Annotated in this window: 11 protein-coding genes; 3 read left to right on the top strand and 8 right to left on the bottom strand. The window is 46.1% G+C overall.

Annotation, left to right across the window (positions count from 1 at the left end; genetic code table 11):
- The first annotated feature begins 79 nt into the window (after nt 1-79).
- Nucleotides 80-823, top strand: a complete 744-nt coding sequence (pflA, locus tag HYN51_RS05710; RefSeq protein ID WP_108901945.1) for a pyruvate formate lyase 1-activating protein — start codon at nt 80-82, stop codon at nt 821-823.
- Between the two features lie 81 nt (nt 824-904).
- On the opposite strand, the gene HYN51_RS05705 is transcribed toward pflA, so the two are convergent.
- From HYN51_RS05705 to lrp, 8 genes are all read right to left on the bottom strand, one after another.
- On the bottom strand, nt 905-2050 hold the full coding sequence (locus HYN51_RS05705; protein WP_108901944.1) for an MFS transporter: 1146 nt from the start codon (nt 2048-2050) through the stop codon (nt 905-907).
- Between the two features lie 252 nt (nt 2051-2302).
- Nucleotides 2303-2857 (bottom strand): ferredoxin-type protein NapF, encoded by a 555-nt coding sequence (gene napF / locus HYN51_RS05700; protein ID WP_108901943.1) that lies wholly within the window; start codon nt 2855-2857, stop codon nt 2303-2305.
- Entirely contained in the window at nt 2857-3498 is a 642-nt protein-coding gene (gene dmsD, locus HYN51_RS05695; protein WP_108901942.1) for a Tat proofreading chaperone DmsD, read from the bottom strand. The genes napF and dmsD overlap by 1 nt, the downstream gene beginning before the upstream one ends.
- Before the next feature lie 306 nt (nt 3499-3804).
- A complete protein-coding gene (serS, locus tag HYN51_RS05690; RefSeq protein WP_108901941.1) occupies nt 3805-5097 on the bottom strand; it encodes a serine--tRNA ligase in 1293 nt (430 codons plus the stop codon).
- 104 nt (nt 5098-5201) lie between these two features.
- Entirely contained in the window at nt 5202-6545 is a 1344-nt protein-coding gene (locus HYN51_RS05685) for a replication-associated recombination protein A (protein WP_108901940.1), read from the bottom strand.
- A 7-nt stretch (nt 6546-6552) separates the two neighbouring features.
- Nucleotides 6553-7164, bottom strand: coding sequence for an outer membrane lipoprotein chaperone LolA (gene lolA / locus HYN51_RS05680; protein ID WP_108901939.1), 612 nt, complete (start codon nt 7162-7164; stop codon nt 6553-6555).
- Between the two features lie 190 nt (nt 7165-7354).
- Complete coding sequence (locus HYN51_RS05675; RefSeq protein ID WP_108901938.1) at nt 7355-10849, bottom strand: DNA translocase FtsK 4TM domain-containing protein; 3495 nt, start codon at nt 10847-10849, stop codon at nt 7355-7357.
- Between the two features lie 128 nt (nt 10850-10977).
- On the bottom strand, nt 10978-11472 hold the full coding sequence (lrp, locus tag HYN51_RS05670) for a leucine-responsive transcriptional regulator Lrp (RefSeq protein ID WP_047781371.1): 495 nt from the start codon (nt 11470-11472) through the stop codon (nt 10978-10980).
- A gap of 582 nt (nt 11473-12054) precedes the next feature.
- On the opposite strand from lrp, the gene trxB reads away from it, so the two are divergent.
- Both trxB and cydD read left to right on the top strand, forming a co-directional pair.
- Complete coding sequence (trxB, locus tag HYN51_RS05665) at nt 12055-13014, top strand: thioredoxin-disulfide reductase (RefSeq protein ID WP_108901937.1); 960 nt, start codon at nt 12055-12057, stop codon at nt 13012-13014.
- A 131-nt stretch (nt 13015-13145) separates the two neighbouring features.
- The gene (gene cydD, locus HYN51_RS05660) at nt 13146-14915 is read left to right on the top strand and encodes a heme ABC transporter permease/ATP-binding protein CydD (RefSeq protein WP_108902182.1); all 1770 of its coding nucleotides are present in this window, start codon (nt 13146-13148) and stop codon (nt 14913-14915) included.
- Nucleotides 14916-14917: the final 2 nt, after the last annotated feature.

Below are 14917 nucleotides of genomic sequence, written 5' to 3'. Positions count from 1 at the left end.
TATTCGATGACAAAGATAGACTGTCTCAGAAGCAAACATGTTGGGCTCTTTTTGAGAGTCAATTTTGGAGTACACCGCAATGTCAGCAGTAAATGGTCGCATTCACTCATTTGAATCCTGTGGTACCGTCGACGGTCCGGGCATTCGTTTTATCGTCTTTTTTCAGGGTTGCCTGATGCGCTGTCTTTACTGCCACAACCGCGATACTTGGGATACCCACGGCGGTAAAGAAGTGGCCGTTGACGATCTGATGAAAGAGATTGTTACCTATCGCCACTTTATGAACGCTTCTGGTGGTGGTGTTACCGCATCGGGCGGTGAAGCCATCTTACAGGCTGAGTTCGTTCGTGATTGGTTCAGAGCCTGTAGGAAAGAAGGCATCCACACCTGTCTGGATACTAACGGCTTCGTCCGCCGTTATGATGCGGTAATTGACGAACTATTGGATGTAACCGATCTGGTAATGCTAGATTTAAAACAGATGGATGACAGCGTCCATCAAAATCTGGTGGGCGTATCTAACCATCGTACCCTTGAATTTGCGCGCCATTTAGCCAAACGCAACCAGAAAACATGGATTCGTTATGTGGTTGTTCCCGGCTGGTCCGACGATGAGAAGTCAGCCCGCATGCTCGGTGAGTTTACTCAAAATATGACTAATATAGAGAAAATTGAGCTGCTTCCTTACCATGAGTTAGGCAAGCACAAGTGGGTAGCCATGGGTGAAGAATATGGCCTTGACGGGGTAAAACCGCCGACTAAAGAAATCATGGATCGCGTGAAATCGATCCTTGAAGAGTATGGTCATAAAGTAATTTACTAATATTCGTCTTCCCCGCTGAACGAAAAAGGCCGGTAATGGATAATCCACTATCGGCCTTTTTAAAACAATCGTAAATAATCTTTATTGCATTGCCAATGGATTACGATGGCGCAATGCTCGGTTAAACAGCATTATCATGAATATTGCTGCCGCCACGGCGATCACAATAAAGAGTAGTCGATCGGAATAATGTTGCATCAACGCAGCCGTTAACGCCGGGCCCGCCAAACTCCCCACGGTATAACTCAGTAAAAGTGTCTGATTCATGGTTATCAGTTCACTCGTATCCACTTTTTCACATGCCCATGCCATTGCCACTGGATAAAGGGTAAAACCAGAAAAGCCCAATATAAACAGTGCTGGAGCTAATGGATAACCACTAATAATAACCATTGAGCTGACAATGATGGCAACCACCTGAATACGCAGAACAAACACCCTGCCATAGCGTTCAACCAATTTACCTGCTGGTAGTTGACCAATAATCCCGGCCCCCACCATCAAGGCAATCCAATAGCCAACATCTGCATCTCTATAACCCGCATGGGAAAGATAGATGGGTAACAGACCATACAATGAACCAATAACTATTCCGGAAATAATACAGCCGATAATGCCCAAATGGGCATCACGACGCTTCCACATCATCCATACAGATATTTTTTTATTTGCATGTTCTGGTTTTGGGAAACGAGCAAACAGCAATGGCAAAATAGCCAGCAGTAGTAGGCCAATCACCCACGGTAATATCGCGCTGAGATTGGTCGGAATCATCCCCAATAACAGCTGCCCTACCAACGTTCCCGCATAGTAAATGACCATATAGGCCGCAAGCAGAAATCCACGAGTATGAATCGTTCCACTACGCAATAGCGCACTTTCTACCACCACCCAAATAATGGCACAGGCAATCCCCGCTAACAGGCGCCACAGGCTCCAACTCACAAAATCAACAGATAACCCGAGCAATAGCGTTGCTGCAATAAAAAGCGCGCAGGAGTAGTAATAGGTTCGGTTAAAACCAAAAGTACTAATACAGAACCCGGCGACTAGCGTCCCCAGCAGATTTCCACCGAAATAAGATGAACTAACAATACCTACTTGCCAGGTCGTTAAAGATTCATGAATTAACCAGAGAGGAACCAGCGTATTCAGTACCGCCATTGATGTTGTAAATAACAACAGCCCGGCCAGCAGTAACAGCACGGGACGACTAAACGCAGACATTTTTACGCCAAAGCAAGGGGAAGAAAAATAATGTTGCGCATCATCCCATTGCTATTTTAAAAGTCAATTGACAATAAAATAGTTGTTACACATTCGTGGTTGTTAAAAAACAATAATTTCAATTAACCACTTTCAATGCAATATATTAGAATTTTTAAGTGTCACTCTAACCGTTAGTTTTTATTGCTATAAAAACACATTGGATATGGAGAAGAGAAATAATCATCCAAAAGACCGGCGGTCAGCCAAAACTTAGTTCAGCGGTGTTAATGAAATATGTCCGTGATAACAGGCCAGTTTGCACTTTCCGCAGCCGTTGCACTGTGCTCTGTCTATCGTGACTTGATTCCGTGAATCAAAGGCTATCGCCTGCTGTGGACAACTTATCTCGCACAAACGACAGTAATTGTCCATTCGCCCCAGACAGCTGGTACTAACAGCTGGTTTTAGACCGGTATCTGGCGCAATTTGCGGCGCCAGCGCACCGGTTTTACAAACGTCAGTACATTTATGGCAAAAGTCGCAGTCAGCATATTCAATTTGCAACTCAGCTTTGCCAGCATTCATGGCAATAATTCCATAAGGACAGGCGGATACGCACTCACCACAGCCATTACACAAGCGTAAGAATAATGATTCCATAATTGCCTGAGGAGGACGACCTGTCTGGCGAACAATATCCTGTTCAATACTTGCCTGAGTTTGCTGCCCTCCCTTAAAAAGGCCGCGTAGTAAACCCCGACGACTCACCGTATGGTGAGTCATCCAAGCTTTGTAGTATTTCTCATCACGACTATTGATGGCCATCAGAAAAACAGATCCTTACTGATGACAGACACATTCAGGCGCTGTTGCCAGTGCGCTAAACTTAGGGTCGTTAGCCGGGCAATCCCCTGATAAAAAGGGTGTTCCGCCCTCTCCTCCAATAAAGTCAAACAGCGGCCGCTCCACGGCAACACGTGCTCACCCAGAAGTATCGTCAGTTGTTCAGGCTGATTTTCTGCCAACCATGCTGCCAACATTAATAGTAATCCAATATGATCTTCCGGTTCACGCTGTTGCTGTTGAACTTCAATCCCCAGAGAAGCTTGCCATTGGCGCAAAACCAGCGTTGAATGCCCAAAAATGACGCTCTCATGATCCAGATAAACGGAACCCCAGGGTGGCGCAGGTAATGCATCCGGACCAACAAACAAACGCTGGTAGGCCTCCTCCAGAGTTTGTCGATTCTCTATATTCAATCCGGTGTTAATCAACGCTGCTGCTGAATTGATCTCAGTCACAGCACCACAGGGCCATTCTTCTTGCCAACTATCATTACTGAATAATTCGCGCAATGAAATTATTTCCGGCCGATTCGGTGCATAATACAGCAGAGCTCCCAGCATCCGACCGGTTAATGAAACGTCATCAAGATCGGCGAAGCTAGGCATAGCAGGAGAAATCATAAATAACCTTTCTATCAGTTGGCAGTGGATATTCAATAAACAGCGCCGTTTATTATATTACAGATTAATCACCGAAGGTCACCACCAACGGTCATATGCAGATTATAAAATACTGCACGACCAATAATTTCACTGTAAACGACCAGAATAGAACCCGCTTTGGCATGATGCTTATTTTTCTTGGTGAAATATAATCACATCCTGTTCCTGATAGATAAATGATTTACTTCTCGTTAATTCAGGTATATCAACCACATAAAAAAGCCCCGGAATGAACCCGGGGCCATTTGATTAACCGAAAGATGATCAGCCGATATATTCCAGACCGCCCATATACGAACGTAGCGCTTCTGGTACTTCAATACGCCCATCAGCCTGTTGATAGTTCTCCAGTATAGCGACCAGAGTACGACCAACCGCCAGACCAGAACCGTTTAAGGTATGAACCAGCGTAGTTTTCTTATCGCTCTTACCGCGATAGCGCGCCTGCATACGACGAGCCTGAAAATCCCACATGTTAGAGCAGGATGAAATCTCACGATACGTATTCTGTGCCGGAACCCAAACTTCCAGATCGTAAGTTTTGCTTGAGCCAAAGCCCATATCACCGGTACACAATAAAACTTTACGATAAGGTAGCCCCAGTAACTGCAGTACTTTTTCTGCATGACCGGTCAGCTCTTCTAATGCATTCATTGAGTCTTCAGGGCGAACAATTTGTACCAACTCAACTTTATCAAACTGGTGCATCCGGATCAGACCACGCGTATCGCGACCATATGAACCGGCTTCTGAGCGGAAGCATGGCGTATGGGCGGTCATCTTCAACGGCAGTTGTTCTTCATCCAGAATTTCATCACGCACCAAGTTAGTAACCGGTACTTCCGCCGTAGGAATTAAGCCATAGCTACTGGTTTCAGCCTCTTCAGCCAAAGGTTTGGTGTGAAACAGGTCTTCACCAAACTTTGGCAGTTGTCCGGTACCGAACAACGTTGCCTGGTTAACCAGATAAGGAACGTAGGTTTCCATATAGCCATGCTGAGTGGTGTGCAGGTCAAGCATAAAATGAGCCAGCGCGCGGTGCATACGGGCAATTTGCCCCTTCATCACCACAAAACGTGCACCTGTCAGCTTCACGGCGGCAGCAAAATCTAACCCACCACAGCTTTCTCCTAAATCAACGTGATCGCGAATAGGGAAATCAAATTTACGCGGCTCACCCCAACGGCTGACTTCCAGATTGTCATGTTCATCTTTACCAAATGGTACCGACTCATCAGGAATATTAGGAATAAGCGAAACCGAATTGTGAATCTCAGATTGTAACTGCTCAAGCTCAGATTTAGCGGCATCCAACTTTTCGCCCAGTTGGTTCACTTCTCCACGCAGCGCTTCAATATCTTCGCCACGCGCTTTAGCTTCACCGATGGACTTCGATCGTGCATTACGCTCTGCTTGTAATGATTCCGTTTCAACCTGCAAAACCTTACGGCGCTCTTCCTGCTTACGTAAAGTATCTACATCCAGTTTAAAACCTCTGCGAGCCAGTTTTTCAGCAGTTGCGTCTAGCTCATTACGTAATAAATTCGGGTCCAGCATGCTAATCCTATGCCTATATATTTTTAATATTAATCGATAGCCATACCGGCTGACTGGCAGCCCGGCAGACAGTTTTCCGTAATTACCTTACCGCAACCAACAGGTTAACGGTAGCGTTTTGTCGTGCTATTTTGATCCTGCTCAGCCAACCAACTGAGCTTTTCTGCAATCTTGGTTTCTAAACCTCGTGGTTCAGGAAAATAATAGCGCTGACCCGCCATTTCCGGTGGAAAATAATTCTCTCCTGCCGCATAGGCGTTTGGTTCATCATGCGCATAACGATACGCTGCGCCTAGCCCCATCTCTTTCATTAGTTTAGTCGGCGCATTACGTAAATGGTCGGGTACATCAAAATCTTTCTGATGCTGAGCATCCTGCATAGCTGCTTTAAACGCTGTATATACCGCGTTGCTTTTTGGTGCACAAGCCAGATAGACGATCGCCTGAGCGATAGCTCTTTCACCTTCCGCGGGCCCGACTCGGGTAAAGCAATCCCAGGCGGCAATCGCCACCTGCATACCACGCGGATCGGCATTACCAACATCTTCTGAAGCAATCGCCAGCAAACGGCGAGCAACATACAGCGGATCGCCTCCAGCGGTAATAATCCGGGCATACCAATAAAGTGCTGCGTCGGGCGCAGAGCCCCGTACAGATTTATGCAACGCTGAAATGAGATCATAATAACGGTCACCCTTATTATCAAAGCGGGCGCTGCGCTCACCGGAGATCTCTTTCAGCAATTCAGGCGTTAAAACGCGCTGACCATCGGCGGAAATTTCGGCCATATCCGCCATCATCTCCAGACTGTTCAGTGCCCGGCGAGCATCCCCATTGACCAATTCAGACAACATGCGTCGAGTTTCATCAGGTAAAACGATATTTTGTTTACCATATCCTCGCTCTTCATCTTTCATGGCCTGTAACAGAACTTGCTCGATATCACCACTTTCCAAAGATTTCAGCAAATAGACTCTCGCTCTGGATAACAGTGCTGAGTTTAATTCAAATGAGGGGTTTTCCGTGGTTGCACCAATAAAGGTAATGGTGCCGTCTTCTATATGAGGCAGGAAGGCATCCTGCTGACTCTTATTAAAACGATGAACTTCATCAACGAACAGAATGGTTCTTCGGCCGGCGTCGCGATTATTTCGTGCTCGTTCAATAGATTCCCGAATCTCTTTAATACCGGAAGTTACCGCCGATATTCGCTCAATATCCGCCTTACCATAATGACCAATAATCTCAGCCAACGTGGTTTTCCCTGTGCCCGGCGGCCCCCACAAAATCATTGAGTGCAGATGTCCAGCCTCTATTGCTCGTGGTAATGGCTTACCCGCTGAAAGCAGATGGCGCTGACCGATATATTCAGCCAGCGTCCGAGGCCGCATACGAGCGGCCAAAGGCTGAAACTCATTCTGAGAGAAATCGAGTGACAGATTGCTCACTAAGACCTCACTGGCGCTGATCGTCGATGGTCACGCCTTTCGGTGGTGTAAAGGTGAATTTAGCGGCATCAACAGAACCACTTTGTTGGCCTTTCAAAGTATAAGTACTGCGTTGTCCATCTTGTTCTACTGCAACAAAGCCTTTAATCACACCGTCATCGGTCACATTAATGGAAAATGCTTTCAGATTACCCTTAGTCGCTTTTGGCTTTAACTCAAACTCATCGCCCTTTTGCGCTATGTCATATTTACTCCAGTCAGTAGCGCTATTACGGGTAATCAGCATAAATGGCGTATCCCCAGTCACACTGTCTAACCAGGTTGCCGTTGCTTGTTCAACGAATGGATTAAAAAACCACAGGGTCTTACCATCAGACACCAAAATACTTTCATCCGGTGAAGTCATATGCCAACGAAACAGGTTAGGACGCTTAACCCACAGTTCACCCTCACCCTGTTGAATTGCAGCACCACCGGCATCTTTCACTGACTGAGAGAAACTGGCATGAAAACTATTCACCTTATTTAAACGGCTCTGCAAGTCTGTACGAGCATCAGCCAGTACGGCTGATGATACCAGACCAGACATCAGGCAACAGGCGATAAATAATTTCTTCATTGTTGCAATTACTCCCATCTATTATCAATAAAGCGTCCATTAAACGCGTCGAATATCAACCGCCAACTCTACCTGACAACCCCCTGTCACGTATAGTCTCAAAGCAGTAAGTATATGATCTTTTACTTATCTTTTCAGTTAGCATAAGGGCCGCAAAATGCGGCCCTTGAACAACAGTTGTTGCTTAAAATTAATCAAACTGACCGCGAGCTAAAACCTCTCGGTTACCATTATGCCCCGGAGGACTCACAATGCCCTGAGCTTCCATTTGATCAATAATGCGCGCCGCACGGTTATAGCCAATACGGAACTGACGCTGAATGCCAGAGATAGATGGCTTTTTCTTTTCTACTACAAAAGCCACTGCTTGATCGAACAGCGGATCCAGCTCCTCATCGGCTTCCAGCCCAAAACCACCTTCACCTTCTTCAGAGGTTGCCGTAATGCAATCAATATACTGAGGACGACCGCGAGATTTCCAGTCCTGAACCACAGCATGAACTTCCTGATCGCGTACAAAAGCCCCGTGAACACGTACCGGCATGGATGAGTTTGGCGGTAAATAAAGCATATCCCCCATACCCAACAAAGATTCAGCCCCCCCCTGGTCGAGGATAGTGCGTGAGTCAATTTTGCTGGATACGGTAAACGCCATCCGAGTTGGAATATTGGCTTTAATCAGACCGGTAATAACATCAACCGATGGACGCTGAGTTGCCAACACCAAGTGAATACCCGCGGCCCGAGCCTTTTGGGCCAAACGGGCTATAAGCTCTTCAACTTTCTTGCCTACCGACATCATCAAATCGGCAAATTCATCAACCAGCACGACGATATAAGGCAGCTTTTCTAGCATTGGTGGCGACACATCCATGCTTTCGCTTGGCTTCCAGAATGGATCCGGAATTGGACGCCCAAGTCGTTCCGCCTCTTCAACTCTTTCGTTGTATCCCGCCAGGTTTCTTACCCCAAGGGCAGACATCAACTTATAGCGGCGTTCCATCTCACCAACGCACCAACGAAGCGCGTTGGAAGCGTCTTTCATATCGGTAACCACTTCAGTTAACAGGTGAGGAATTCCCTCATAAACTGATAACTCCAGCATTTTAGGGTCGATCATGATAAAGCGAACATCTTCTGGCTTAGCTTTATATAGCATACTCAGAATCATGGCGTTCACCCCAACAGATTTACCCGAACCCGTCGTACCCGCGACCAGTAAGTGGGGCATCTTGGCCAAATCGGCAATAACTGGTTGACCTGAAATATCTTTACCCAAAACAACCGTCAATGGAGAGTCTGAGTTGATAAACTCAGGACCATCCAACACTTCACGCATATAGACAGTCTGACGATGTTCATTTGGCAATTCTAGGCCAACATAAGGCTTACCTGGAATAACCTCAACCACACGCACCGCCGTCACCGACAGTGAACGCGCTAAATCTCGCGCCAAACTGGAAATTCGAGAGGCTTTAACTCCCGGAGCCAAATCCAATTCAAAACGGGTAATTACTGGGCCGGGTAAAATGTCTACCACATGAGCTTTAACGCGGAAATCAGCCAGACGACGCTCCAGTAAACGCGCGGTCTCTTCTAAGGCTTCCACATCCACGGGATCCTGATTCAATGGCGGTGAAGCCAACAAATCAAGAGAAGGTAGCGGCGTAGTCGATTTCTCTAATGGTCGCTCATTACGCATCAGGAACGGATGAATTAAACCATCCATTGACGGCTGAGACGGTTGTGGCTCTTCTTTCGGCGCTACCGGTTGGAAAGGCGATGACGGCTGCGGCGATACATTAACGCCATGAGTATGAACGCCATGAGATGGCTGTGTGTAACCTGATTGCGCGACCGGTGCCTGTGTTGCAGAAATGACCGGACGTTCAACTGGCTGCTGATAACCATAAGAAGGTGTAACCGTTTGCGAAACGTCATTGATATTGCCAAAAGGAACTTCATTGGTCCGTTCCACATCACTCACCTGAGAAGGTAAAGTAAATAGAGGTTCAACCGAACGTTCAGTTGGCACTTCATCATCAACATCATCCCGAGCAGAAATACCATACAGAGGATTATCGATGATATCGCTATCATTATCCTGATAATCTTCGCTATAGCGTTGGCGTTGTTCTTCTGCAAACGCCCTTCTCAATGCTTCTTGTTCAATCGCCTCATCGTCATCTTCCCTAACAGTGAAGTTGTTCACTATTGGCTTATTGCGGTTAAGGCGATCACGTTCACGCTGCTCGGCTTCACGTTGCGATGGTAACTTAATGCCATAGGAAGCTAGCTCGCGGCGAGTAGGTATACGAACAGGATTTGGTCGAGGAAACGCTGGACCTACCCCCTGTTTAACCTGTGGCTGACTACCTGCAACAGGTGTAAAAGGCATGCTTGATGTCGATGATGAGGCAGCCGTTGTTGCAACCGTGGCGGCGGTAATTGCCGTACCAAAGGTTATGGTATTGGATAGTGGATCGGCATCTGACGGTGTATTACCCGGTACAATCGCACTGAAATTACCCTGAACCAAAGGCTCTGGTGATTCATTAGCGGGCGTATCAGCAACAACAGGTGGATTAATCGGCGAATAAGGATTAACAAACTCGTTACGCTGCGTTTCTGACGGGCTAGCCGTTACCGGCGATGGCTCAGAATTACTGAACGTGTAGGTTGCGGGTCCAAAAGAAATCGCGGGTTGTGCTGGGGCAGAAATAGTGGGCTCAAAGGTAACTTCAGGCTCGCGTTGAATAGAAGCGTTGTTCCAGTTAATCGTCCTGTCAGTCGCTGGATCGGCTGAGCCAAATACTGTGGGCTCAAATGACTCTTGCGGTTCAGGCAGATACCGATCGTTCATCGCGGCGTTAAAGGTTAACTCTTGCTGCCGTTCATTTATCTCTACGTCATCATCAATCTGGGTTAACGCATCAGATTTTACTTCTGGCGCAGTAAACAGAACATCATCGGCCGCCGCCGCTGCAAAAGAGGACGCACCAACAGCTGGAGTGACTCTATTTTCACTCACATCATCCTCTTTGTAATCAGTAACATCTCGCTCTTTGCGCGTCTTATTAGAGGCAAAGGTCAAGATACCCATGACAAAAGCACCCATCTTTTCAGCAACGGTTAACCACGACCAGCCGGTAAACAGTGTTAACCCTACTGCCCATACGCTGAGCAGAACCAGCGTAGAACCTACGCTGTTAAAATGAGGTATCAGCGCACTATTGATCAAACTCCCAATCACGCCGCCGGAAGCAAAATAGTACCAGTCATCAATACTGATAGCCGACAGGCCACAAGATGAAAAAATCAGCGCTAGTAGCCCGATGAAGCGTAGTGAAAAAGAGAATAGATCGGCGGCTTTCTGCTCACGCTCATGGCGAAACAGCATCCAGCACTGGAAAATGATCATCGGCGGTACGGCATAAGCGAGCACCCCAAAAATAAATAACAGGGTATCTGCCAGCCAAGCTCCGGCTTCACCACCTATATTATGAATAGGCTCATGCCAGGCTGTTTGTGACCAACTGGGGTCGGCAGGATTAAAGCTAATTAATGCCGCCATAAGGTAAATGGAAAAAATAACCACCAATAATAAACCAGCTTCCAAAAGCCGCTGGCGGCTACTTAGCTTCTTCAACTTAGGCTCTTTATCTTCTATATATTCCTGGCTCAAGAAAGGCTCTCCAGGTTACCGTAGTACCAAGTAATAAAACGGCAGCGCTAGGAATACCCAGCGCTGAAACTGTATGAATACACAGGAGTGTAACGGAAGTTAGCAGATTTTGCACCTGCAACAACGAATTATCGTGTTTTGATAACTAAGTGGTTACTTTGTTTAACTTCTTCCATTACCACATAAGTACGCGTGTCGTTTACACCCGGTAAACGCAGCAGTGTCTCACCTAACAGTTTTCTGTATGCAGACATATCTGATACGCGAGTTTTCAGAAGGTAGTCAAAATCACCGGATACTAAATGGCACTCTTGGATCTCTTCCAATTTTTGTACCGCAGTATTGAACTGCTCAAACACATCGGCCGCGCCACGGTTTAAGGTAATTTCAACAAACACCAACAGCGATGCGTCCAGATAGTGTGGATTTAATAACGCCGTATATCCCTGAATGAATTTTTGTCTTTCCAGACGGCGTACGCGCTCCAAACAGGGTGTTGGAGATAAACCAACACGTTTTGACAGTTCAACGTTGGAAATACGGCCATCTAGTTGTAATTCATTCAAAATGTTACGGTCAATGCGATCAAGATCTTTGCTAGGGCGTTTTTTATTGTCTACCATTTTTGTTCTCTCAATATCTTCCTTGTTTCTGATACACCATTATCTATCCAAAAGATATCTGGCGCCTCCGTTCAGGCCAATCTTGTAGCTACCAGGTAAATCTGCCACCAGGCAGTTTCTCGTTATTATTTTCGCGTAATAACGAAAACATCTCATCAACTGGGTTAACTAAACTGGCAACCTTAAAACATACCACTAAATTGTGATCCGCGAAGTTCCACTATTCTACGCTAAACTATCATTTGAACATATCGCATTATGCGGTCAATCTATATAAATAAAGAGTATGTATCTATCATCTTGCCAATTTATCTACGCACGGCTGCTTTATTAATATAATTTCCAGCGTAATCACAGAATAATGTTTTCGCAAATAGCTACCTTATTGTCAAAGCAAATGAGTAAAAAAAAGCATAATTCTCTATAAAAATCCGTTTAGGCTTCATTTTAAATCTAAAAAACAATTTTTAATAGATAAAAACTATCACAGCGATTGGTAACAATGTGGCTAATAACTTTTTTTAATGGGTTATTTTCCTTACAATCAAATATATCTTCCTACCTCCCTTCTACAGAGGAATTATGGCCATGGCCAAACATTGTAAATTACTTATTTTAGGTTCTGGTCCTGCTGGTTATACCGCCGCCGTCTATGGTGCCCGGGCAAACCTTAATCCTGTACTCATTACCGGTATTGAACAGGGTGGACAATTAACCACAACAACCGATGTTGAAAACTGGCCCGGCGATGCTGAAGGTTTAACCGGCCCCGCATTGATGGATCGCATGCGTGAACATGCGCTGAAGTTTAATACTGAAGTGATTATCGACCACATTAATCGTGTTGATTTACAAACCCGACCTTTTCATTTATTCGGCGATAGTGAAGAGTACACCTGTGACGCATTGATTATTGCTACCGGGGCTTCCGCCCAATATTTGGGTTTGCCTTCAGAAGACGTATTTAAAGGTCGTGGCGTTTCAGCCTGTGCAACCTGCGATGGCTTCTTTTATCGTAACCAAAAAGTGGCCGTTGTTGGTGGTGGTAACACCGCCGTTGAAGAGGCGCTATATCTTTCCAACATCGCCGCAGAGGTTCATCTGATTCATCGCCGAGACAGCTTTAGAGCAGAAAAGATTCTAATTGACCGTATGATGGAAAAAGTTCGTCACGGCAACATTATTCTGCATACTGACAGAACGTTGGATGAAGTATTGGGTGATGATATGGGCGTTACTGGCGTTCGTCTGAAAGACGTCAAAACTCAAGTTACCGAAGAGTTAACCCTAACCGGTGTGTTCATTGCTATCGGCCATCGTCCAAATACAGAGGTCTTTGCTGGCCAACTGGAACTGAAGGATGGTTATCTAAAAGTGCACTCGGGTAGTCACGGTAATGCGACTCAAACCAGCATTCCCGGTGTGTTTGCTGCGGGTGATGTTGCTGATGATATCTATCGTCAAGCAATCACTTCTGCCGGCAGTGGTTGCATGGCTGCATTGGATGCAGAACGCTATCTTGAGACATTAAATAACAATTAATAGCTATTGCACGCTCTGAAAGTGTGACACAACATAACAAGGCGGCTAGTGGCCGCCTTCTTGTTTTGAGGATACTAATGGTATCCTAAACCCAACTTCAGTTATCAGAACCAGTACATTTTATGTCTAATATGAATAAGGTACGGCAACGTGAGTTAACACGTTGGTTAAAGTCTCAGGGTATTCTGGCTCAGCGCTGGTTAAGGATATCAACCCTGTTAGGACTACTCGGCGGATTGTTAATCATTGCACAGGCCTGGTTACTGGCAACCCTGCTGCACTCTCTGATTATCGAGAATATTTCCCGCAATGCGTTACTCAACAATTTCCTGATGCTCGTGGTTACCATTGTATTACGTGCGATACTGGCTTGGTTTAGAGAACGCGTTGGTTTTAGGTATGGCGCGGCAATACGCCAACACATACGCCGTCAGGTGTTAAATCGTCTTGAGCAACTTGGCCCTGCCTGGATTCAGGGCAAACCTGCGGGGAGTTGGGCTACGATGATTCTGGAACAAATTGAAGATATGCAGGATTTCTATTCCCGCTATCAACCCCAAATGATGTTAGCCGTGATGATTCCACTGTTAATTTTGGCAGCAGTATTCCCTATAAACTGGACTGCTGGCCTAATTTTGCTCACTACCGCCCCGCTAATTCCTGTATTTATGGCATTGGTTGGCATGGGGGCGGCCGATGCTAACCGGCGGAACTTCCTTGCTCTGGCACGCTTAAGCGGTAACTTTCTTGACCGCTTAAAGGGACTGGACACCTTAAGATTATTCCACCGTGCAGAGGCAGAAACCGAGCAAATTGCTCAGGCATCGGAAAACTTCCGTTCCCGCACTATGGATGTACTAAAGCTGGCCTTCCTCTCTTCCGCAGTTTTAGAGTTTTTTGCTTCTGTTTCTATTGCGGTTGCCGCAGTCTATTTTGGTTTCTCTTATTTGGGTGAGCTGAATTTTGGTTCATATGGTCTACCGGTTACGCTATTTGCCGGATTTTTAGTGTTAATTCTGGCACCTGAGTTCTTTCAACCACTACGGGATCTGGGAACCTATTATCATGCTAAAGCTCAGGCCATTGGTGCTGCGGAATCACTACAGACTTTCCTGTTATCTGAGTCATCCCAATCTAACGGTGAAGGTACTCAAGAATTAGCATCATGCGATCGGGTCACTATCAAGGCAACAGACCTGTACATTCTCTCTCCCCAAGGAAAAAGCCTAGCTGGCCCACTCAATTTTATACTAACGGCCAATCAGCGTATTGCGATTGTCGGCCACAGCGGCGCAGGTAAGAGTTCTCTGCTTAATTTATTGTTAGGTTTTTTACCCTATCAGGGTTCGATCACGATAAATGACACTGAGTTAAATCACTTGCGCCCAACCTCATGGCGTACCCATCTCAGTTGGGTTGGTCAAAACCCTCATCTACCAGAGCAAACGCTACGCAGCAATATTTTGTTGTCTAATCCTCAGGCATCAGAAGATGCATTAAAGCTAGCAATGCAGCGTGCCTATATTGATGAATTTGTGTCACAGCTTCCCGATGGACTAGATACGGTTATCGGTGATCACGCAGCCAGACTATCCGTCGGTCAAGCGCAGCGAGTTGCCGTAGCACGGGCACTGCTGTCTCCCTGCCTCTTATTACTGTTAGATGAACCTACCGCCAGTCTGGATGCCAATAGTGAGCGTCTGGTTATGAGTACCTTAAATGAAGCCTCATCCCACCAGACCACGCTGTTAGTCACCCATCGTCTTGAAGATCTTGAAGGTTACGATCAGATATGGGTCATGGATAAAGGCGAAATCGTTGAACGGGGAGATTTTATGACGCTTAGCCAATCCGGTGGCGCTTTTTCAGCTCTCATGTCCAACCGAAATTCGGAGGTCTGAAA

It is taken from the genome of Limnobaculum parvum (assembly GCF_003096015.2).
GTDB lineage: Bacteria > Pseudomonadota > Gammaproteobacteria > Enterobacterales > Enterobacteriaceae > Limnobaculum > Limnobaculum parvum.
Note: the sequence above shows the minus strand (reverse complement) of the source record. Positions and strands in the feature narration are given on the sequence as shown.